The sequence below is a fragment of the Nocardia sp. NPDC056100 genome (genome assembly GCF_042266325.1).
Lineage (GTDB): Bacteria > Actinomycetota > Actinomycetes > Mycobacteriales > Mycobacteriaceae > Nocardia.
Genome location: NZ_JBHJVY010000002.1, coordinates 1963493 through 1983162, shown reverse-complemented (window position 1 = coordinate 1983162; position 19670 = coordinate 1963493). Strand labels below are relative to the sequence as shown.

The window sequence follows — 19670 nt, the reverse complement described above, 5'->3', positions numbered from 1 at the left end:
TCAGGCCGATTGCTTGGTGAGCTCGACCTTGGGTTTATCGAGTCGGGGGATGAGCAGTTCCTCGACCAGCAGCAGTACGCTCGCGGCGATCGGGATAGCCAGCAGTGCGCCGAGTACTCCCAGCACGGAGCCGCCGATCAATACCGCCACGACGGTGACGACTGCGGGCACCTGTACGGTTCGCCCCATGATCCGGGGCACCAGCAGATAGTCCTCGACCGCGCGCAGCACCAGGAAGTACGCCACCGTCGCTATGCACACGGGGAGCGAAACCGTCAGCGCGACAAGGGCTATCGCGATTCCGGCAAGTGTCGAACCGATCAGCGGAATCAGATCCAGGACCGCGACCAGCACCGCGAGAACCAAGGGGAACGGCACCTCGAACGCCGAGAGCCAGATGAAGGTCAGCACCCCGGTGATCAAGGAGATCAATAGGTTTCCCAGCACATAGCCGCCGACCTTGGCGAAGATCGCGTCCCCGATCAGGATCGCGCGGGGGCGTCGCTCATGGGGGAACAGGCGGTAGATGTAGGCGCGCAAGGTGGGAAAGTTCGCCGAGAAGTACGCGGTGAGCACCGCGGCGATGACGGTGCTGGTCACCGCGCCGAAGACCACTTTGCCCGCGCCGAGTAGGCCCTGTGAGAGTCGTTCCAGATCGCTGCCGGTGCCCTGTTGCAGTTTCTGGTCGAGGTGGAATCGATCGGAGACATTGTGGATCACCGGATACCGATCCTCGAGGTGCCGCAGCGTATCGGGTGCGTTGTGGATCAGCGCCTGGCCCTGATCGATCAACGGAGTGATCGCCGCCCACAGGAACGCCGCCAGTCCGGCGAGCACCAGCACGAAGATCAAGGTCACCCCGAATCCGCGCCGCACGCCGTGCCGCACCAGCCATGACACGGCCGGTTCCATGCCGATGGCCAGGAACAATGCGGCCACCACCAGCAGTAGTGCCTGGTGCGCTGCGAGTACGACCTGCACCGCGCCCACGGTGACCAGCACGCCGGCCGCCGCGTGCAGTCCGGTCATGAATGGTGATCGCCGATCGAACCGCCGGCCGGGCGTGCCCAGCGGATGCTGGTCGCTGGACAGCGCGGCGGCGTCCTTTTCAGCGGACGAGATGGGTGCGGGTTCGTCCGAGCGCGGCTGGCCGACCCACTCGGTGCTTTGTCCTTCGTCGTTCATGGTCGGGCCGGTATACGGGAGAGCTGAGCAATCATCACTTGTCCTGGTGTCGCGAGCCCTCGCGGCGCTCGAGGCCGACGGCGTCGGCGAGTTCGGCGCGGTGCCGCTGGAGTTCGGGGTATTCGGTGCTGAGCTCACCCATGAAGTCCGCGAGCGCGTCGGCGACGGCATTGAGCTTCTGCTGCAACGCGGCATCGCTGCGACTCTGGGTGTTCTGCAATAGCGCCACCAGCAGGAACGTGATGATCGTGGTCGCGGTGTTGATCACCAGTTGCCAGGTGTCCACGCTCGGCATCACCGCGATGGAAGGCACCCAGACCACGACCAGGATTACGCAGAATACGAAAAACCCTGCCCGAGAAGCGAATTCGCTGGCCTTGGTGGCGAATCTATCGAAAATCGACAGTTGCTCCCCGTGTTCTGCCGCCGTGCCGGGCGAGTGGTCCACGTGTGCTCCTTCGAATTCGATACAGCCGATCGCTCAGGCCATACCACCGTGGACGCCGCGATAAACGCGCCGTCGACGGCGTCAATCGAGGGGCAGCCAGTCCCGGTTGCGGGTGAATCGCACCTGCGTCGGGTAGCCGGAGGCGTGATGGTCGAAGGGGCCGACTTCGGTCTGCAAGTCGTCGGTGATGGCCTGGAGCAAATGCCAGCCCATACTCGCGACCCGGAACGCGGCATCGGTTTGCGATACCGAATTGATCCGCACCTCGATCGATTGTTCGTCGTAGGTGAAGTCGCAGCTGATTTCGGTGCCCGGCGTGCGATGCGACACCAGTGCGGTCGCCACCTCATCGAGGGCGACGCGGATATCGGTGACCATGCTGACATCGAAATCCGCGGTCAGGCATACGGTTTCGGCGAGGGCGCGCAGCATGATGAGCTGCGAGGCTTCGGCCGGAACTCGAACCCCGATGGTGTGGCCGTGCGCGTCATCCATCGGATGGCGCGTGGTCCCGGCCTCGTCCGGGGAAACCAGCCGCAGATGCGAGCCGCCGGTGCGGTGGGGTTTCCCGTTGGTGCTGCCGTGGTGGGTTCTCGGTAACCCGGTCATCATTTTTGCCCCCGGAATCTGGTCGACGGTGATCTCTATCCGATCTTCAATTGGCTCTGAATTGGATCTACCCGGCAATTCACAGTGGAAACGTAAGTGTTGCGAACCACTCTCCGGGGGCGGGAGAGGTGTCACGTGATGTTTCGAAGGTGGTGGCAGGGGTTCATCGGCTATGGGGCGGAGGCGTGATGGCCTCCGCCCCGGAATTCAGTGCTAATGGTGAGCGGCGCTCACGCCTGCACGGCCTGTCCGGTCCGGGCTGATCTCGCCTTCATGAGCAGGACGTACAGTCCACCGGCGACGAAACTGCCTGAGAGCCAAGAGAAGTCGGTATTTCCGAGCGCTCGCGCGACCGGGCCCTGCATCGCGGGCACCAGTCCGTACTGCCAACTCCACCCGGCGAGCAGACCGGCTGCCAGACTCACCAGGCCGGGGATATTGATCCCGCCGAACGCCGAGGAAGCAGGCTCGCGATACAGGTCCGGGATCGACAGCGCCCGGCGATGGATCAGGAAATAGTCCACCAGCAGGATCGACATCCACGGACTGATCCACATCAGGATCGAGACCATCCAATTGTCGAACGCGTGCGCGAAACTGGTGGCATTGATGAATACCGCGAGCACCAGCGAAGCGATCACACCCGCGAACAGCGTCACTTTCCAGCGGGCGATGCGAATGCCGATGGTCAATGCCGCGAGCGAGCACGAGTACAGGTTGAGGATATTCGTCGCGATCGGCCCGTGCATGATCAGCAGCAGTACCGGGATAGCCAATACGCCGAAGGTGCCGACGACCACCGTCGAGGGATCGGCGCTGCCACCCGCGCTCGCCAGGCAGGCCCCGAGCGCGGCCAGCCACACCGTCGGAATGTACATACCGGTGGCCGAGGCCCAGAAGACTTTGCGCGCGGACAGATTCGGGCGCACGAAACGGCTGTAGTCGGCGGCGTAGGGAATCCAGGTCAGACCCCACCCGATCCCGATCGCGGTGATGAGTTGTGTGATGGCGGTGAGCTTTTCGCCGGGGGTGTCGGTGACGGCGGTGGACCAGTTCAGATGAGTGCGGCCCAGCGCGAGCACCGTCATCACCACCATGACGGCGATGGTGAGCGGCACGGTGTATTTCTCGAACGTGCGAATGGCATAGAACCCGTACAGCGCCAAACCCAGCTGCACCGCCATAATGACCGCCGCCACAACGATTCTGAGCCCGAGCCCGCCGCTGATGCCGAGCTGATCCAGTACAGCCAGCACCAGATCCAGTACCACCCAGGTATTCACCCCGACCCATGCCATGGTGAGCAGACCCTGCACGAGTGCGGGCAATGCCGCGCCCTTGATGCCGAACGCCGAGCGCCCCAACACCATCTGATTGACCGCGGTGCGATGGCCGATCACATTGAACAGCCCGAATATGGCGCAGCCGAACAGGTTTCCGATCACGACCACGATCAGGGTTTCGAGCAGGCTCAGTCCCAGGGTGATCCCGAGCGCACCGAGCACCCAGTTGATCGGGGCGATATTCGCCCCGCACCAGATCCAGAACAGCTCCCACGGCGAGCAGTCCCGTTCCTGATCGGGGATGGGCAGGACGCCGTGTTCGTCGAAGCGCACGCCGGTCTCGGCGGGAGCGGTGCGTTCGGTGGTGTCGGGAGGTTGGGACATAGCCGCATTCCTTTGTTGTGAGGTACCTCATAACAGCAGTGCGGAAGCCGTCGAAGGGATGGATGTTCATCCACCAATGCCGGATCGGTTCTGTACATTCGACTAGATGTTGACCATCAGCCGACTCGTCGCCGATCCCGCCCTGGGACTGCGTGTGGTGACTCCGGAACTCACGGACGCGCTGAACGCGGAGATCCACTGGCTGCACACCACCGAGCTCGCCGATCCCTCGCCGTATGTGCGCTCGGGTGAACTGGTGCTGACCAACGGCCTGTGGCAATCGCAGGTGCCGCTCGATCGCTTCGTGGCGGCGGTCGCGCGCGCGGGTGCGGCCGGGCTGGTCTTCGGTCTCACCGCGCAAACCCCCGAGCTTCCCGAAGACCTTGTCGCCCTGTGTCTTTCCCACGGTCTGCCGCTGGTGGAACTCTGCATCGGTGTGCCGTTCGCCGCGCTGACCCGCGCGGCCGCCGCGATCCAGAACGAGGTGTTGCAGGCCGAACTGACCGCGACGGTCCATCGCGGCGACGCCTTGGCAACCGCGCTCTCCCGTGGCAGCGGCGCGGCGGGCGTGCTCGAAATCCTGCGCGGTGAAACGGAACTGCCGCTACTGGTGGTGGACCGCAAGGGCCGTCGCCTGGCCTCGATCGGCTGTGAGCCGACCGACGAACAGGTCCGCCTGGCCGCCGCCGCCCTCAACCGCACCCCGCCGCCGCTCGAAGTCGATCTGCTCGGCACCGGCCCCGCCGCGCTGTATCTGATCGAGGGCGCGATGGGTGAGATCGACGCGGGCCTGTACTGCCTCGAACCCTCGGCAACCCTCTCGGCCGCCGATCAAGAAGCCCTCGCCCAAGCCGCCCGTTTCCTGAGCCTGGAAGTCACCAAGCAGCAAGCGGTCCACGCCATCGAAGCCCGTTTCGCCGCAGAGCTTTTGGAGATGATCCTGTCCGGCCCCCGCAGCAGTGCCGAGGTCATCCGCCGCCTCCGCGCCTACGGTGTCCCCCCGGATCGCCCCCTGGCGGTACTGGTTTCAGCCCCCGTCTCCACCCCCGGCGCAACCGCCCAACCCGACGACATAGCCCACGCGGTAGGCGCATTCTTCGCCGCCCACGGAATCCCCGCCTTCACCGCCGCGGGCAGCCGCGACGTCGTCTCCATCTGCCTCTGGGAACGTTCCCCCGAAGACCTCACCCGCTTCGCCCGCGACCTGTCCACCGAAACCACCAGACGTTCCCCCGTCCCCCGCACGGTGATCGGCATCGGCGACATCACCCCCGCCCCCGGCCTCCGCGACGCCCTCGTCCGCGCCCGCGAAGTCTGCCAGGTCCTGCGCGCCCAACCTTCCCCCGACATAGCAACCTTCGCCGACATAGCCACCTTCCGAATGCTCCTGGGCCTCCTGGACACCCAAGTCCGCCAACGCTTCTCAGACCAAATCCTCACCCCCATCCGCGACCACGACACCCGCTCCCACACCGACCTCGAACACACCCTCCGCACCTTCCTGGCCCACGACGGCCAATGGGCAGTAACCGCCACCGCCCTCCACGTCCACGTAAACACCCTCCGCAACCGCATAACCCGCATAACCGACCTAACCGGCCGCAACGTAAACCGCCTCGAAGACACCATCGACCTCTATTTGGCCCTGACGGCCGAATCCCTCGACACCCCCAAATAAGGCTCGAGGGAGCCCGCACCTCAGTGCGGACTCCCTCTGGACTCGGCCCGGCTCGAACGGGCGGCTACCCTCTCCATCACTGCGGGCGCGGTCAACCAGAGCCAGCGCGCCTTAGGCGAGACATCGCAGACAGTAGTTGTCGAATCGGTTGGCGGGCAACGGATTATTCGGGCCGTTGGTTATCGGAATTCGTGGACGACTTCGATGGGGCCGACCAGGTGGGCGTTGAAATCGGCGAGCTCTTCGGCGGGGACCCAGAGTTCGAGGATGGTTTGGCCGCCGGCTTGCTGGACGGGGTAGCGCTCGAGGAAGGCTGATTGGACTCGGAAGCGGGTTACGTAGCCGACGCCGTGGTGGGGGACGTTCCAGTCGCGGGCGATTCGGATCGCGTAGTCCTCGTTGAGTACTGGGTAGAAGATCGGTTGTTCGGGGAGTCTGGGTGGCCAAGCGCGCCAGTCTGATTCGCGAACCAGGTCCAGTTCTTCCGGGCCGGTCGGACGCCACAGCACGGTGGTCGGAATCTCTTGATCCGCCATCACTATCCCCCTTCGTGCTGCTCACTCGAGCAACTGCCGACGGGTATCGTCGGAGCCCGACTGGAAATTGTGCCTGATTGCGGTTGTGTGTCAACGCAATTGAGCGCGGGGGTGGTCGGCGGGGGATGGCTCTGTTGAGGATGTGGATATGAGCGTGCACATTCGAGCCTGCGGCATCGGCGATATCGATGCTGCGGCAAGCGTTCTCGCGTCGGCGTTCGAGGACGATCCCTACGTCGGGTGGTTGCTTCCGGACTCGTGGTCGCGAGTGGCGCGGGCGAGGTGGATGTTCAGCGCGGTGACGCGGCACCATCTGCTGCACGGGCATGTCGATATCGCCGTTGATGCCGACGGTGCGGTGCGTGGTGCGGCGCTGTGGACCCCTCCCGGATGTTGGCGGCACACCGTTCGATCTCAGGTGCGCATGCTGTCGGATCTGTTGAAGGCGTTCGGTCCGCGTATCCCGTTGCTGGGATTGGCTGATCGCCAGAAGCAGCGCATGCATCCGAGTGAGCCGCACTGGTATCTCCAGGCGATCGGGACCTCACCGGCCGCGCGCGGGCTCGGCTACGGTCGCTCGCTACTGGAATCGAAGCTCGCCCTGTGTGATCGAGAAGGTGTCTCCGCGTTCCTGGAGACCAGCAACAAGTCGAATCTCGCCTACTACGAACGCTTCGGATTCACAGTGTTCGACGAGATCACAATGCATTTCGGCGGCCCACGGGCGTGGCTGATGTGGCGTCCTCCGCAGCCCGGTGGGCGATCGGTGATCTAGGTCTCGGCCCGGGAGGGTTACCCGTTACGTCGGCGGTGGCGGCGGACTCGTTCGCGGTTGGCGCAGCCGCGGTCCGGGCAGTAGCGCATGGAATTGTTCTTGGTGGTGTCGGCGTAGTAGCGATGGCAGTCGTGGGCGGCGCAGAGCCGGATGCGGTCGGGGCCGCGGGCGATCAGGAATCCCATGAGGGCCGCGGCGGCTTCGGCGGCGATGTGGCGCCAGGCGGTGCTGGCGGGGGTGTGGAAGTCGATGTGCCAGGGGAGTCCGTCGTGGTTGGTGAGCCGAGGGGTGGCGCCCGCTTCGGCGGCGACGTGGTTGAGCAGTGGTGCGGCGTGGTCGGGGGAGGGGTCGCGGACGGCGCGCAGTAGGTAGGGGCGGATGCGGCGTAGGTGGGGGAGGTCCTCGTCGGAGACCTGTATGTCGGTCGCGCCGTGGGTGCGTAGCAGTCGATCGACCGCGGCGGCAGAATCGAGGGTTTCCACTCCGGCTACGTCGGGGTCACTGTTCGCCAGGGCAAGTGCGAGTCCGATTCCCCACCACTTGTAATGCTCTATCTGCACTATGTCCATGTCGACAAGGGTAGCGGCTTGCTCGTAGCGTCCTCGGACATGGAGCCGCTCGGCTCCGGATCCGATTGTGAGGGAAGGACTTTCATGGACACCATGACGAACGCACGCAGCCGCTACCTCGACGAGGTGAACTGGCCGGAGCGGGTTCCCTATACCGAGCACATTCAGCGCGCGATCGACTTCCATTTCTCGTCCGAGACGGGTTCGGACTTCTGGATCGAGAAGTCGAAGTCATTCGACTTCCGCCTGAGCGATATCCGGACGCGGGCGGATCTGCTGCGATTCCCGGATGTGAGCACCGAATGGCGAACGGTCCCGGTCACCGCTCTCGTACCACGAGCCATGCGCCGCAACGGGATTCAGCCGTCGATCTTCGAGAGCGGCGGCACCACGGGCGCTCCGAAACGCATCATCGACGCCGCCCAGTGGGAGAAGACCTCGGTGTGGACCGCGGACAGACTGCGCGCACTCGGCGCTCCGGTCGACGAGGGCGGCATGATGTTCCTCGGCCCCACCGGCCCGCACGTGGTCGGCTACAGCAATAGCGTCATGGCCAGACGCCTCGGCCTCGAGCTGTTCTGCATCGACCTCGATCCCAGATTCGTGCGCCTGGCGTTGCAGCGCGGCCATGATCAGGTCGCCGAGCTGTACGTCGAACACGTTGTCCAGCAGGCACAGTGGATTCTCGAATCACAGGATGTGCGGATCGTCTACCTGACCCCGCCGATTTTCGCCGCGATCGCGACGCGGCCGCAGGTCGCCGAATTGTTCAGGAAGAAAGTGCGTTTCGCGGTCTGGGGCAGCACATCGATGAACCCAGACACCCTGGCCCTGCTGCGCGAGGTGTTCCCCGACACCCAGATCATCGGCGGATACGGCAACACCATGATGGGATCCGCGCTCGAGGTCCCCGGCCTCGAGTACGAATTGCCAACGTTCCAAGCGTATTTCCCGTACACGGCATGGTCGGTGCTCGACGAACACCGTGCACAGGTCGCGTACGGCGAACGCGGTCTCATCGCAATCCATGTGCTGACCCCCGAGGTATTCCTGCCGGTCAGCTACGAACGCGATGAGGCGACCCGCATCCGCTTCACCGGCGAAGAGGGCACCGACCTGGTGCAGAACGTGCAACCGCTGCCCGTCGCAGGCGAAGCCGTCATCGAAGGGGTCTACTGATGGACGGCTACCGCATCTCCCCGCTGATCGACGGAACCTACCGCCCCGCCCGCACCGGCGAACCGATCCAGACCGTGCGCGGCGAGAGCACCGGCCGACTCGATTTCGCCTCTGATCTGCTGACCGGCCTGACCATCAATCGACTGCGTGCCGCGCGCCCACAACCCTTGGCGACGCGCCTTCGCATCATCACCGACGCGGCCCGCCGGATCGCCGAGGAAACGGTCGACGGCCTCACCCCCATCGCGTACGCGCGAGCACAGTCCGCGACCTCGGGCACCCCGCTCTCGGTGGTCACCCGATTCCTGGGTCAGGTCCGACCCGCCGCCCAGCAGGTGGCCGAGATCGTTGCCGCCGAACTGGCCCCGCAGCACTATGGCCCCGATCGTCGCGTCACCGTCAGCGTGCACCGCCGCGGCGAACTGGTTTGCGTGCTCTCACCCGCGAATCATCCTGGCGTGCATGTGGTTCTGTTCGAACTGGTAGCCCTCGGCTACAAGATCATCGTCCGCCCGTCCCGCCGTGACCCGTTCACTCCGGCGCGAATCGTGCGCGCCCTGATCGATGCCGGTCTCTCCGAAGACACCATCGCACTGCTGCCGACCACGCAGGAGGACGCCCACCGACTGGTACAGGGTTCCGACAGATCAGTGGTCTACGGCGGCTCCGATATCGCCCGCCGCTACGAGAACCGCCCGGAGGTGCTCGTCCAAGGCCCGGGCAACTCGAAAGTCCTCGAATTGCCCGGCGCTGACCAGGATCGTCTCTCCGAACTACTGATCACCTCCACCGCCGACGGTGGCGGCGGCCAATGCCTCAACGCCAGCGCCGCTCTCGTCGAGGACCCCGCCGCCCTGAGCCCAACCATCGCAACAGCTTTGGCGCGTCTGACGATCGGCCGCCCCGACGACGAATCCACTCGGGTCCCGGTATTCCCCCTCGCCCAAGCCCACCGCCTCGCCGAACTGACGGCCACCGTGCACGGCGGCCAACCCACCGATCATCTCGTCGACCTCGCCGACGGCTCCGCCGCATTGCGCCCGGTGATCTCGATCGCGACCCCCGAAGAGCCCTTGCGCACAACGGAACTCCCATTCCCCGCACTCCGCCTCCACCCCGCGGTCCCCGACCTCGATCCCGCGCGCCTCGGCCGCACCCTCTCACTCGCCATCCTCGGCGGCACCCCCGACCAGACCACCGCCTACCTGGCCGCGAACAACATCCGCAACGTCTTCACCCACGGAACCCCCACCACCCACTTCACACCCGGCGCGCCTCACGACGGCTCGATCATCGACCACCTCACCGAGCGAAAGACCTCGAATCATCTACCGGCCGAAAGGAGTTCATAGCAGCCACCGACGGCTTACCGCGCAATACTTGCGGGATGGGGAACCGCTGGGTTGGAGTGACCATCGACTGCATCGACGTGGAACGAGTCGCCGACTTCTGGAGCACACTGCTCGATCGCGAACGTGGACCATCCGAGCCCGGGTGGGTCTACCTCGGCAGCGCAGGCGATCAGTTGCCGCGTCTGGTCTTTCAACCGGTGACCGAACCCAACCACGGCAAGGTGCGGATCCACCTCGATATCGCCGTCGACGATATCGAGGAAGGGATCGCACAGGTGATCGCGCTCGGCGGCCGGTTCACCAGTGAGCGGCATGACTACGACGCTGGGGTGGTGGTCGTGATGGCCGACCCCGAGGATCACGAGTTCTGCCTGGTCCAGTACTACTGACCCGCGACGCATCGGGGTAGTCAGTCGAGGCAGAACTCGTTGCCCTCGATGTCCTGCATCACCAGGCAAGATTCATTGACGCCATCGGCGCGCAGCAACTCCACCCGCACCGCACCGAGTGCGACCAGCCGCGCGCATTCGGCCTCGAGCGCGTCCACCCGCTCGTCACCAACCAGCCCCGTCCCGACGCGCACATCGACATGCACCCGGTTCTTGACCACCTTGCTCTCCGGAACCCGCTGGAAGTACAGGCGCGGACCCACACCCGAGGGATCGACGCACGACACACCCTGGTGCTCGTATCCCAATACCTCGCTCCAGAACCGAGCGACCCGCTCAGGATCCGCGCAGTCGAAGGTGATCTGAACCTGTTTGACCGATGGCATTGGTCAAACCTAAAGGCACAGCCGGGTTCTCTCCAGAATTCGACTCGTCCGGTGTCGAAGCGAACACCACGTAGCGCAGATACCAGACCAGCATCAGACCCGAACTGATCGTGTGGAACAGGTGCAGCGCCCAGATCGGCCCCGGGGGCAGGTCCAGCACGTACACCATGTAGACCAGGTTGCCGATGTTGGCCAGCGCGATATTCGCCGGGCTGTACGAGCGCACATCCCTGGTGCGTCGCGCTTTGGCCAGCATCGGCAGCGTGCTGGAGGCGAAAACCGCGCTCGCGACCGCACCCGCGATGACGGGAACCTCCATGGTCGAACTCTCCTGATGAATAGTGGTCAGTGAACGTTGGCGGCGGTATGCGGGCCGAACTCGCCGGCGATCGTCGTGACGAGGTTCGCGGGGAAACCGCCGCGGCGAGCATGCTCGCGAATGGCGTCCTCGTCCTCGGCCTCGTGCAGGCAGTAGAGCTTGTCGCCCGCGACGTAGGTGGTGATCCAGCGATACGGCACACCGAGCGAAGACATTGCGGCATTGGACTTTTCGGCGATCACCGCGAGTTCGGCGGGGGTGAGGTCTTCCGCTCCGGGGATCTCTCGTTCGATGAGAAAGCGCTTCATGATGTGTACTCCTGTCCGGTCCGGCGCTGTCGCGTCCGGTGACCTCTACGCTCGGCCATTCGGGAACGGAATTCATGGGGATCGATTCCCCATCTTGGGCCGGTAACATCCCCCAGGTGAGGCTGACCGAGCGGGAAAACGAGCTGGCAGAGCTCAGCGCTCGAGCGGACCGGGCCCGTACCGGGCAGGGCGGGGCCGTGCTGGTGCGCGGTGAATCCGGTGCGGGAAAGACCGCGTTCGTGGAGACCTTTCTCGACAGCTGGTGTGCGGACGAGCGGGTGCTGTGGGGAGCCTGCGATCCGCTGTCCACACCCCGGCCGCTGGGACCGCTGCACGATCTCGCGGATCGCTTCGATGACCGCACCCGCACGCTCTTGCGCAACGGGGACCAGTCGTACGACATCTTCGCCGCGGTCTTCGACGCATTGCGTGAGGCTCCCTCGGTGCTGGTGGTGGATGATCTGCAGTGGGCCGATCAGGGCACCATCGATCTGTTCCGATTCCTGTTGCGCCGCATAGCGAATACCCGACTGCTGCTGATCGGTATCGCGCGTGATGACGAAGTCGGCGTCGTTCATCCGCTGCGCGGACTGCTCGGCGATATCGCGCGCTCCCCGCACGCCTGCCCGCTCACCGTGCCACCGCTGAGCCTGGCGGCGGTGACGACGCTGGCGGGGGATCGGCCCGTGGATCCGCACTGGTTGTATCGGGTGACCGGCGGCAACGCCTTCTTCGTCTGCGAAATGCTCGATCACCGCACCGGTGAGCTGCCCACCACCGTGCGCGATGCCATTCTGGCCCGCACGGCCGGATTGGACACTGCCGCTTGGGATCTGTTGCATTTGCTGACCTGCGCACCCGGTGCCATCGCCGATCATCTGCTCACCGATCTGGGCGTCACGCTGCCCGCGCTGCGCGCACTCGATGACGCCAAACTCATCAAGCGCGACAACCGAGGTGTGGCCTTCCGGCATGACCTGTGCCGCCTGGCCATCACCAGCGTCATCCCGCCCGGTGCCGAGCCGAGCCTGCACCGCCGTTTCATCGAAGCCCATTACGCGACAGCACAACCCGATCCCGCCGTGATCACCCATCACGCGGTGGGAGCCGGTGATCGTGCGCTTATCACCAAGGCTGCCGCGCAGGCGGGGCACACCGCGGCGCGCTCGGGCGCGCACACCCAGTCGACCGAATTCTTCCGTCTCGCACTGGAAGACCGTGATCTGCCGCCTACGACGGAAGCGGAATTGCTCGAATCGCTAGCTGACGAGTATTACCTGACCGACCGTCTCGATGACGCGATCACCGTGTGCCGCAACGCCATGCGCCTGCGCGAGGCAATGCTGTCGAACGCCGCGGTGAGCGCCGACCATCACGCCCTCGCGGTCTACGAGTGGTACAACGCGAACCGCGTGGTGGCGGACACCCATGCGGCCGCCGCGCTCGCGGTCCTCGACGGCGATGCCGAATCTGCCACCCGAGCTCGCGCCGGGTACGCGTTCGCGTTGCAAGCCTTCCTGGCCGTCCAGTCCAGCGAACTTGGCACGGCCACGCGACTGCTCGCGCGCGCCCGCGAAATCGCAAGCACCGCAGGCGATCCCCTGCTGAGCGTACGAGTGGAGGTCATCGAGGGCATCTGTGGAGTCCTCGCGGGAGTGCCGGTCGCCCGCGAGGACCTGCTGCGCCTGCTTGCCACCGGCCCGAAGCACATCGACGAAATCTATTCCAGCGGTTACACGAACCTGTCGTACTTCGACGTCGAACAGCGCCGACTCGGAGCCGCCACCGAGCTGCTCGACACCTGCCTGCCCCTGATGATCGAGCACGATCTACCCGTATGCCATGTCGTGCAACTGGGTTCGCGCAGCCGACTCAAACTGCTCACCGGCGATTGGCAGGGTGCGCTGACCGATGCCGACTCGGTGCTGGACAGTCCCGGTGCACCCCTGGCCAGGGTCTGGCCGCTGCTGATTCGTGCCATGGTCGCACTGCGCCGCGACGGAAACGACGACGGCGGCATCGATCGCGCCTGGCAGCTCGCCAGCCGTTACGGCGAGCCGGTGCGCATGCTGCCGGTGGCCTCGGCGATCGTCGAGAAGTGCTGGCTGACAGGGGTTCCCGACGACCGTCTCGATCAATGCCGGGCACTGCTCGACACCGTACCCACCCTCGGATTGGAATGGGCACGTGGCGATTTGGCCATCTGGCTCCGCCGAATCGGCACGCGAGTCGACACTGAATCCGTAGCCGAACCCTATCGGTTGCTCGCGGCCGGGCAGTACGAATCTGCCGCCGCGGCCTTCGAAACCCTCACCACCCCTTACGATCTCGCGCTGGCGCTGGCAGACTCCGGCGAAACCGCCCCCGCCCGTCGCGCCCTGGACATCCTCGATCGTCTCGGCGCGCACGCGGTCGCCGCCAAGGTCCGCTACGACCTGCGCGCGAACGGTGCCCGCGATATCCCCGCACCCCGCCGCGCCACCACCCTCGCCAACCCGATGGGTTTGACCACCCGTCAGATCGAAGTGCTGCGCCTACTCGAAACCAGCCTCACCAACGCCGAACTGGCTGAGCGACTGTACCTTTCGGTAAAGACCGTGGATCACCACGTCTCCGCCATCCTGACCAAACTCCAGGTCGCCAATCGCCGCGACGCGGTACGCCGGGCCAGGGAATCCGGACTACTGCCTTGATCGCGAGCGCTAAAGCCCTTGGTTCGAGGTGGCGCAGGCGCTCGCGCTCGCGGGAATCCCGTTTCCGAAGGCGCACCACAGGTCGTGGAACAGCTTGTTGGTGCCCGACCCGGCATCGAGGATGCTGCTCCCGGTAGCGGTGCTTCCGGTTGGGGAGCTTCCGGTTTCGGCGAAGCCGGCCGTGGCGGGACCGGCCAGCGCGGTCAGCGCGGCGGTGACGGCAATGGCGGCGAAAGCGGTGCGCAAAGGTGTTCTCATGCGCGGGAATCCTACTGAAATGAATTGATTTCAGATTGTCGAATCGTTGCCCCCGAAATCGGGGGCAACCGAGCAGAACGCCGCGTGTGCGGAGTTTTGCTCGCCTCCACGGTGTTTCGGGAGGCTGACGCAGCAGTCAAATACCGCGTATTCGCGTGCGGTTCGCTACCGTGCTTGGGGTGCAACGGATAACGGCTCTGGTGTGTGGGGTTCTGCTCGGTTTCGCGGTGCCGCAGGCGGCACACGCGGAGACACCGGCGGCCTATGAGGTCGAGACGGTGCCTTCGGCCGGGGCGCTGTTCTATCCCAGTGTCTCGGGTGTGGGACCGCGTATCGGTGCCCCGCATTTCTGCTCGGCCAGTGTCGTCGCTTCGCCGTCGCATGATCTGCTGGCGACCGCCGCGCACTGCGTCCTCGGACCCGGTGCCCTCATCGAATTCGCGCCACTGATGCACGATGCCGAACTCCCGCAGGGGGTTTGGACGGTGACCAGCATGTACATCGACCCCGCGTGGCAGGAGTCTTTCGACCCGCGCCATGACCTCGCGATTCTGCGGGTCGCCCCGCGCGACGGCAAGCGGATCGAAGATGTGGTGCCGGGACTGCCGCTCGGCACACCGCAGTCCGGCGCACCGGTCACGGTCAGCGGCTACCCGATGGGCAGCCGTGGCCGTCCACTCACCTGCACAGCGCCTCTGGAGACGACCGCGGACGGTTCCGCGCTGCACTGCACCGGTTTCGGTGAGGGCACCAGCGGCGGCCCCTGGGTCCAGAACGGTCAGCTCGTCGGCGTTATCGGCGGACCCGAACAGGGCGGCTGCACCCCCGACGTCGAGTACAGCTCACCCTTCGGCCCCGACACCCAAGCCCTGCTCGCCCGCGCCGCCGCAGGCGGGAAAGGCGACGTGCTCCCGGTCGGCTTCACCGCGAACCGCTGCTGACACCCACTGCGTCTTGCTCAACGCGGCGATGCGAAGTCAGCAGTGGGGATGGCTTGTCCGGTAGATCGGGTGATTTGCGCCAGTGCCAGCTCGTGCAGGGTGGAGTTGTAGTCGGCGACGGCATCGGAAACGACGAACAGTTCGATATCTCGTGCCAGGGCGTCGAAGCTCGTCGCGATGATTCCCTGGGATGCGAAAACCCCGCAGACGACGAGCTGGCTCCTGCCCTGCCGACGCAGCTCCACCTCGAGGTCGGTGGCATAGAACGCGCTGAGGGATCGCTTGCGGACCCAGGGCACCCCGGGCTCGTCCATCCCGCTCAAACATGACCGGGCCGCCTCGCTCGCGTCCGGACCCTGCCCCCACAGCAGTCCGCCCAGACCGCGCTGCCGTGTCTCGGTGGCGGGGCGCGGTGCCGAGGCGATAACCGGCACATTCTGGCTGACAGCCCAATCCACGATCGTTCGACATCGCTCGACCACCACGGTCCTGGTCTGCGGGGCAAGCACGTTCACGTAGTACGGGAGCAGATCGTGCACCAGGACCGCGCAGCTGTCGCCCTCGAGCTCCCAGCCCACTCCGCCACGAAAGTCGGCGAACAGCGTCGGCTCGTACGGCTGAATATCAGCGGCGAAGGTGACCATGCTGTTGATATTTTCAGAGTCGTTCCAGGGGAGGATGACCGTATGCACACAGGCGAAGCCCACATCGACGACGCGGGCAATATCTTGGTTGCGCCCGAGGTGTCGCGGATCGAGGACTTCTTCGGGTCCACGATCACGCCCGAGGAGTTTGCGCGCGGTTCAGACGATCTCGCGCGCACGAGCGTGTATCTGTGCGGTGATGTTTCGGAGATCAACGCTGGCAGATTGCGAACGGCGGGGCGGGTATTCGTCATCCGGGAGCTGTCGCGCGGGTTTCGCGAGGACAGCGACGTGTGGACGCCGATCAACCTCGGCCAGGTTCCGGTTCGTGTTCATAACGCCGGTGTTCTCTACCGCCGTTTCTTCGAGCTCGGCGACGATCACTTCGGGCGGATCCAAGCCGAGCATGAGTTCCAGTCTCTGACGGAGTCGACCAAACCCGGAACGGCTCACCGCAGCGGCATCTACCTGACTCCGGTCACCCGCAATGGTGCGGACCTGCGTTTTCGGCTGCTCCGCTGCTCGACGAATCTGTCGGGCCCGACCGAGACGTTCCGCGCGACCGATACGAGTATCGTCGAGGCCCTGAATCGCGAGGCCGCCACTATCTTTGACGGTCATGCCCCGCTCAATCACGTGCTCGCGCAGATCTATCACAACACCCGTGCCACGGCTGAGCGTAAGCAATCCAAGGCCAAGATCTCGGCGCACGCGGATAAGACCAAGGACATGCCCGGCAACGGCATCATGGCCTTCTGCACGTTCTATGACGGGCTCGACAACCTGCGGCCCATGGCCGACGATGCGTTCGACTTCGGGGTGAAGAATGCCAGCGGGCTGACGAGTCTTCGTTTCCGCCTGAAGGATTCGGTCGAAGCGAGTGACGGGTTGCCTGCGCAGTTCACCGTGACCCTGTACCCCGGGTCGGTGTTCTTCATGCCGCTGTCCACCAATCGTCTGTACACCCATGAAATCCGGCCCTCGATGCTGGACGCGGAGGTGCTGCCGACCCGCTTGGGATATGTGGTGCGCTGTTCGAATACCGAAGCCGTGCACAAGGATGGCCGGACCTTCCTCGACCGGGACGGCGAGCTGGTCGAGCTCGGTCCACCCACCGAGGAGGGTATGGACGAGTTGCGCAGGCTGTACGCCGAGGAAAATCGCACCGCATCCTTCATCGACTACGGCGACCGTTTTCTCTTCAGCATGAATACGGGGGATTACGTTGCTCCCCGAGCCTAGAGTTCTCGACGAGATCGCTTCGTACACACTGACTTCCGAGCAAGACCTATTCTCGGAACTCTCCGAGTCGGTCCAGTGGGAGGAACTGGGAAAAGGTCGCAGAGGAGCCACGCTCGTCAAACCTGATGCGGCGGAGGGTGTTCCGCTGGTCCGCACCACAACCCGATACGGCGCACCCGCACAACGCTTCCGGGCGGTTCATGACTCTCTGGCACAACAGATTCAGGCATGCGCGGAACTCCCGATCGCTTTCAACAACGCTCTCATCGAGACCTACACCAACACCTACGCCACCATGGGCAGCCATTCGGACCAAGCCCTCGACCTGGCCGACGACTCCTTCATCGCCGTCTTCTCCTGCTACCGAAACCCCGAACCGGTCCCGCCGAGAAAACTGATCGTCGAACCGAAGGGATCCACCGACAAGTTCGAAATCCCCTTGGCTCACAACGGAATCGTCGTGTTCTCGGTCGCCTCGAACCGCCGACTCAAACACAAGATCGTGCTGGACGCGCCCGCCCGCGCCATGGAAAACGAATGGTTGGGCGTGACCTTCCGAACCTCGAAGACCCTCATCGCCTTCCGCGAGGGTCAGCCGTACCTCCCAACGGGCGTACCCCTCACCCAGGCCGACGATGATCAGCAACGCGAGTTCTTCCAATTCCGCCGCCGAGAGAACAACGAAACCGATTTCACCTACCCGCCGCTGACATACACCGTCAGCGCGAGCGACCTGATCTCGCCCATTTGATCTGCGCCGCAGCGCAATTCACCGCCCTAGCGGAGCTCGTTCGCAAGTCGCCGAGCTCGCTCACAATTTTCCCCATCCGTCCGGGTGCTGACGCTGGGAACCTCGGCGTACACCACCTTGTCGCCGAATCGCACCACCACGCCGTGAGCGGGGTTGCGGGGGCTCTTGGTGACGGTGCAGAACGCTTCGTCGCCGAACCGGATGTCGTTCAGGAAAAAGGTTCTCAGTGCTTGTGTCTCCTGGGCATCACGGGCGCGGGCCTTGTCCCGCTCGAGTCGGAATACCGCCGCCGCATCGTTCGCTGAATACGTTCTGGTGAACAGCATGCGGCTGCCACCGCGGTCGCCGTCCCCCCATCCGCTGATATCCCGAGTGCAAAGATCCCCATCCGCCAGCACACTCTTGCCGAGCGCCGAATACGAACCCGGCCCGTCGTAATCGAACCTGTCGACCGTCGTTCCCGCACCCAGCACCCGGACGACATCCCTGTCCGAAAGCTTCTGACACCCATCGCTGAATTCGTTGAGCAGCGGAAGCGCGTAGTAGGTAGCCACGATCGACCCGGCCAGCGCAACCGCCGCCGTCACCATGAGCGCCACCGTCGCCAGTGCTTTCCGGGGCGTCAGCGTCCGCTTGCGGGTGACCGGGGCCTGGAAACGCCCGAGCAGCCACTCATTGGACTCCATCGATACCCCTAGCAGCGTTCATACTGACGGACATACGGCTGCGACTCCGGTGCGACTTCGACCCCGGCGCTCTGGCAACCGCCGACCATGACCGCGAAGTTGAGGGCCTGGCGAAGATGAATCGTGTAGTCGACGACGGCACCGGGCCGGGCCAGGTATCGAAGATGCCGATCGGCGAGTTGCGTGACCTGTGCCGCGCTGAATTGCCTTCCGGCAGGCGGAAATATCGAAACCTCGAGCGTGCGGCCGGCTTCGCCGATCGGATCGTATACCGACACCTCGACGAAGAACGGGGTGGGTTTATCGGTCAGCAACCATTCCCACAGTTCGAGTTCGCCATCGGACGGAAAGCGGGGGCGGCGATCCGACTGGTCCAGAGCCGGTCCCAGTTCGGAGTGCATCGGCACTGTCCGATCCTCATGAACGGGCGACACTTTCCAGTCGTTGGACGCCAATTCGGGAAACTCCCGAATGATTCGCCGCATCGCCGCCGTCGCCCGGTGCGGTTCCGAGTCGGAGCCCGCACGGACGCTGATGGATTCGGTCAGACCGTCCGGGTCGCCGGTGGGTTTGAAGCCGCTGGTGGACCAGTGAATCTCCGCGCCGGTTCCGGCCGCTGATACTCGAACCCAGGTGGACGCCGAATTCGCCTGCACATCCACCTGTTTGCCGAATCGCCACGAACCGGAATAGACGTCCGCTCCCCGGTTGAGATAGAGCAGTGTCGAATCGCCCTGGTAATGCTCCGGAAGCTGCTGAGCACCCATCGCGCGCACCACGGCCGCGGCCTCGTCCGGTGTGGCCTCATCCTCGAGCTCCACGTCGAGCCGGGAGGTGTAATACGGGTGACCGTAGACCGTGTGGTACTGGAAACCATGTGACGCGTCGGCCACCCCGGGAAGGCCCCGGATGGCGGTCGCGATCACGCGTGACCAGCTCTCCCGCTCGGCTTGATCGGGTCCCTGTGCCACGCATCCCGTCAGCAGGACCGCCGCCAAAACCATGACGGCCGTGCGCATTCTGAAAGCCCTCACTTCGATGATCATGATCGAAGT

Annotated in this window: 22 protein-coding genes; 9 read left to right on the top strand and 13 right to left on the bottom strand. The window is 64.8% G+C overall.

The features are described from left to right. From ACFC0O_RS21680 to ACFC0O_RS21665, 4 genes are all read right to left on the bottom strand, one after another. Complete coding sequence (locus tag ACFC0O_RS21680) at positions 1-1185, bottom strand: AI-2E family transporter (protein ID WP_375960493.1); 1185 nt, start codon at positions 1183-1185, stop codon at positions 1-3. 34 nt (positions 1186-1219) lie between these two features. Then, positions 1220-1633 carry a low affinity iron permease family protein gene (locus ACFC0O_RS21675; protein WP_375960491.1) on the bottom strand — a complete coding sequence of 138 codons (414 nt, stop codon included), beginning with the start codon at positions 1631-1633 and terminating at the stop codon, positions 1220-1222. An 81-nt stretch (positions 1634-1714) separates the two neighbouring features. After that, positions 1715-2242 (bottom strand): ATP-binding protein, encoded by a 528-nt coding sequence (locus ACFC0O_RS21670; protein WP_375960489.1) that lies wholly within the window; start codon positions 2240-2242, stop codon positions 1715-1717. A gap of 230 nt (positions 2243-2472) precedes the next feature. Continuing rightward, positions 2473-3909: a cytosine permease gene (locus ACFC0O_RS21665; RefSeq protein WP_375960487.1), complete on the bottom strand. Its 1437-nt coding sequence runs from the start codon at positions 3907-3909 to the stop codon at positions 2473-2475. A gap of 106 nt (positions 3910-4015) precedes the next feature. On the opposite strand from ACFC0O_RS21665, the gene ACFC0O_RS21660 reads away from it, so the two are divergent. Further along, entirely contained in the window at positions 4016-5587 is a 1572-nt protein-coding gene (locus tag ACFC0O_RS21660; RefSeq protein WP_375960485.1) for a PucR family transcriptional regulator ligand-binding domain-containing protein, read from the top strand. A gap of 179 nt (positions 5588-5766) precedes the next feature. Here the strand turns inward: ACFC0O_RS21660 and ACFC0O_RS21655 are convergent, their stop codons facing one another. Beyond that, positions 5767-6123: an ADP-ribosylation/crystallin J1 gene (locus ACFC0O_RS21655; RefSeq protein ID WP_375960483.1), complete on the bottom strand. Its 357-nt coding sequence runs from the start codon at positions 6121-6123 to the stop codon at positions 5767-5769. Between the two features lie 148 nt (positions 6124-6271). On the opposite strand from ACFC0O_RS21655, the gene ACFC0O_RS21650 reads away from it, so the two are divergent. Further along, positions 6272-6898, top strand: a complete 627-nt coding sequence (locus tag ACFC0O_RS21650; protein ID WP_375960481.1) for a GNAT family N-acetyltransferase — start codon at positions 6272-6274, stop codon at positions 6896-6898. A 17-nt stretch (positions 6899-6915) separates the two neighbouring features. Here ACFC0O_RS21650 and ACFC0O_RS21645 read toward each other — a convergent pair whose 3' ends face one another. After that, positions 6916-7467, bottom strand: a complete 552-nt coding sequence (locus ACFC0O_RS21645; protein ID WP_375960479.1) for a CGNR zinc finger domain-containing protein — start codon at positions 7465-7467, stop codon at positions 6916-6918. Between the two features lie 93 nt (positions 7468-7560). Between ACFC0O_RS21645 and ACFC0O_RS21640 the strand changes: the two genes are divergently transcribed. Genes ACFC0O_RS21640 through ACFC0O_RS21630 form a run of 3 tightly spaced genes read left to right on the top strand, consistent with a single transcriptional unit; the run spans position 7561 to position 10387 of the window. After that, positions 7561-8646 carry an AMP-binding protein gene (locus ACFC0O_RS21640; RefSeq protein ID WP_375960477.1) on the top strand — a complete coding sequence of 362 codons (1086 nt, stop codon included), beginning with the start codon at positions 7561-7563 and terminating at the stop codon, positions 8644-8646. After that, complete coding sequence (locus ACFC0O_RS21635) at positions 8646-9998, top strand: aldehyde dehydrogenase family protein (RefSeq protein WP_375960475.1); 1353 nt, start codon at positions 8646-8648, stop codon at positions 9996-9998. The genes ACFC0O_RS21640 and ACFC0O_RS21635 overlap by 1 nt, the downstream gene beginning before the upstream one ends. Positions 9999-10033: 35 nt before the next feature. Continuing rightward, positions 10034-10387 carry a VOC family protein gene (locus ACFC0O_RS21630; RefSeq protein ID WP_375960473.1) on the top strand — a complete coding sequence of 118 codons (354 nt, stop codon included), beginning with the start codon at positions 10034-10036 and terminating at the stop codon, positions 10385-10387. 20 nt (positions 10388-10407) lie between these two features. On the opposite strand, the gene ACFC0O_RS21625 is transcribed toward ACFC0O_RS21630, so the two are convergent. From ACFC0O_RS21625 to ACFC0O_RS21615, 3 genes are read right to left on the bottom strand one after another with little or no spacing between them, the layout of a single operon-like run. Next, positions 10408-10773: a VOC family protein gene (locus ACFC0O_RS21625; protein WP_364647547.1), complete on the bottom strand. Its 366-nt coding sequence runs from the start codon at positions 10771-10773 to the stop codon at positions 10408-10410. Continuing rightward, positions 10724-11092 carry a hypothetical protein gene (locus ACFC0O_RS21620; protein WP_375960471.1) on the bottom strand — a complete coding sequence of 123 codons (369 nt, stop codon included), beginning with the start codon at positions 11090-11092 and terminating at the stop codon, positions 10724-10726. The genes ACFC0O_RS21625 and ACFC0O_RS21620 overlap by 50 nt, the downstream gene beginning before the upstream one ends. 26 nt (positions 11093-11118) lie before the next feature. Then, positions 11119-11400 (bottom strand): DUF4242 domain-containing protein, encoded by a 282-nt coding sequence (locus ACFC0O_RS21615; protein WP_375960469.1) that lies wholly within the window; start codon positions 11398-11400, stop codon positions 11119-11121. Positions 11401-11516: 116 nt separating this feature from the next. Here ACFC0O_RS21615 and ACFC0O_RS21610 point away from each other — a divergent pair, with 116 nt between their 5' ends. Beyond that, the gene (locus tag ACFC0O_RS21610; RefSeq protein ID WP_375960467.1) at positions 11517-14093 is read left to right on the top strand and encodes an AAA family ATPase; all 2577 of its coding nucleotides are present in this window, start codon (positions 11517-11519) and stop codon (positions 14091-14093) included. A 9-nt stretch (positions 14094-14102) separates the two neighbouring features. On the opposite strand, the gene ACFC0O_RS21605 is transcribed toward ACFC0O_RS21610, so the two are convergent. Then, the gene (locus tag ACFC0O_RS21605) at positions 14103-14351 is read right to left on the bottom strand and encodes a hypothetical protein (RefSeq protein WP_375960465.1); all 249 of its coding nucleotides are present in this window, start codon (positions 14349-14351) and stop codon (positions 14103-14105) included. 179 nt (positions 14352-14530) lie between these two features. Between ACFC0O_RS21605 and ACFC0O_RS21600 the strand changes: the two genes are divergently transcribed. Then, positions 14531-15292, top strand: a complete 762-nt coding sequence (locus tag ACFC0O_RS21600) for a trypsin-like serine peptidase (RefSeq protein WP_375960463.1) — start codon at positions 14531-14533, stop codon at positions 15290-15292. 17 nt (positions 15293-15309) lie between these two features. Here the strand turns inward: ACFC0O_RS21600 and ACFC0O_RS21595 are convergent, their stop codons facing one another. Further along, complete coding sequence (locus ACFC0O_RS21595) at positions 15310-15936, bottom strand: isochorismatase family protein (RefSeq protein WP_375960461.1); 627 nt, start codon at positions 15934-15936, stop codon at positions 15310-15312. Positions 15937-15978: 42 nt separating this feature from the next. Between ACFC0O_RS21595 and ACFC0O_RS21590 the strand changes: the two genes are divergently transcribed. Together ACFC0O_RS21590 and ACFC0O_RS21585 are read left to right on the top strand one after the other, a co-directional pair. After that, the gene (locus tag ACFC0O_RS21590) at positions 15979-17178 is read left to right on the top strand and encodes a hypothetical protein (protein WP_375960459.1); all 1200 of its coding nucleotides are present in this window, start codon (positions 15979-15981) and stop codon (positions 17176-17178) included. Beyond that, the gene (locus ACFC0O_RS21585; RefSeq protein WP_375960457.1) at positions 17162-17929 is read left to right on the top strand and encodes a hypothetical protein; all 768 of its coding nucleotides are present in this window, start codon (positions 17162-17164) and stop codon (positions 17927-17929) included. The genes ACFC0O_RS21590 and ACFC0O_RS21585 overlap by 17 nt, the downstream gene beginning before the upstream one ends. Positions 17930-17955: 26 nt before the next feature. Here ACFC0O_RS21585 and ACFC0O_RS21580 read toward each other — a convergent pair whose 3' ends face one another. Next, on the bottom strand, positions 17956-18615 hold the full coding sequence (locus ACFC0O_RS21580; RefSeq protein ID WP_375960455.1) for a hypothetical protein: 660 nt from the start codon (positions 18613-18615) through the stop codon (positions 17956-17958). 8 nt (positions 18616-18623) lie between these two features. Beyond that, on the bottom strand, positions 18624-19661 hold the full coding sequence (locus ACFC0O_RS21575) for a hypothetical protein (protein WP_375960453.1): 1038 nt from the start codon (positions 19659-19661) through the stop codon (positions 18624-18626). Positions 19662-19670 lie beyond the last annotated feature (9 nt).

Coding starts and splice junctions, on each gene's coding strand:
- ACFC0O_RS21680 (WP_375960493.1), bottom strand. CDS start 1,185: ATGAACGACGAAGGACAAAGCACCGAGTGGGTCGGCCAGCCGCGCTCG.
- ACFC0O_RS21670 (WP_375960489.1), bottom strand. CDS start 2,242: ATGACCGGGTTACCGAGAACCCACCACGGCAGCACCAACGGGAAACCC.
- ACFC0O_RS21665 (WP_375960487.1), bottom strand. CDS start 3,909: ATGTCCCAACCTCCCGACACCACCGAACGCACCGCTCCCGCCGAGACC.
- ACFC0O_RS21660 (WP_375960485.1), top strand. CDS start 4,016: ATGTTGACCATCAGCCGACTCGTCGCCGATCCCGCCCTGGGACTGCGT.
- ACFC0O_RS21655 (WP_375960483.1), bottom strand. CDS start 6,123: ATGGCGGATCAAGAGATTCCGACCACCGTGCTGTGGCGTCCGACCGGC.
- ACFC0O_RS21650 (WP_375960481.1), top strand. CDS start 6,272: ATGAGCGTGCACATTCGAGCCTGCGGCATCGGCGATATCGATGCTGCG.
- ACFC0O_RS21645 (WP_375960479.1), bottom strand. CDS start 7,467: ATGGACATAGTGCAGATAGAGCATTACAAGTGGTGGGGAATCGGACTC.
- ACFC0O_RS21640 (WP_375960477.1), top strand. CDS start 7,561: ATGACGAACGCACGCAGCCGCTACCTCGACGAGGTGAACTGGCCGGAG.
- ACFC0O_RS21635 (WP_375960475.1), top strand. CDS start 8,646: ATGGACGGCTACCGCATCTCCCCGCTGATCGACGGAACCTACCGCCCC.
- ACFC0O_RS21630 (WP_375960473.1), top strand. CDS start 10,034: ATGGGGAACCGCTGGGTTGGAGTGACCATCGACTGCATCGACGTGGAA.
- ACFC0O_RS21625 (WP_364647547.1), bottom strand. CDS start 10,773: ATGCCATCGGTCAAACAGGTTCAGATCACCTTCGACTGCGCGGATCCT.
- ACFC0O_RS21620 (WP_375960471.1), bottom strand. CDS start 11,092: ATGGAGGTTCCCGTCATCGCGGGTGCGGTCGCGAGCGCGGTTTTCGCC.
- ACFC0O_RS21615 (WP_375960469.1), bottom strand. CDS start 11,400: ATGAAGCGCTTTCTCATCGAACGAGAGATCCCCGGAGCGGAAGACCTC.
- ACFC0O_RS21605 (WP_375960465.1), bottom strand. CDS start 14,351: ATGAGAACACCTTTGCGCACCGCTTTCGCCGCCATTGCCGTCACCGCC.
- ACFC0O_RS21595 (WP_375960461.1), bottom strand. CDS start 15,936: ATGGTCACCTTCGCCGCTGATATTCAGCCGTACGAGCCGACGCTGTTC.
- ACFC0O_RS21590 (WP_375960459.1), top strand. CDS start 15,979: ATGCACACAGGCGAAGCCCACATCGACGACGCGGGCAATATCTTGGTT.
- ACFC0O_RS21580 (WP_375960455.1), bottom strand. CDS start 18,615: ATGGAGTCCAATGAGTGGCTGCTCGGGCGTTTCCAGGCCCCGGTCACC.
- ACFC0O_RS21575 (WP_375960453.1), bottom strand. CDS start 19,661: ATGATCATCGAAGTGAGGGCTTTCAGAATGCGCACGGCCGTCATGGTT.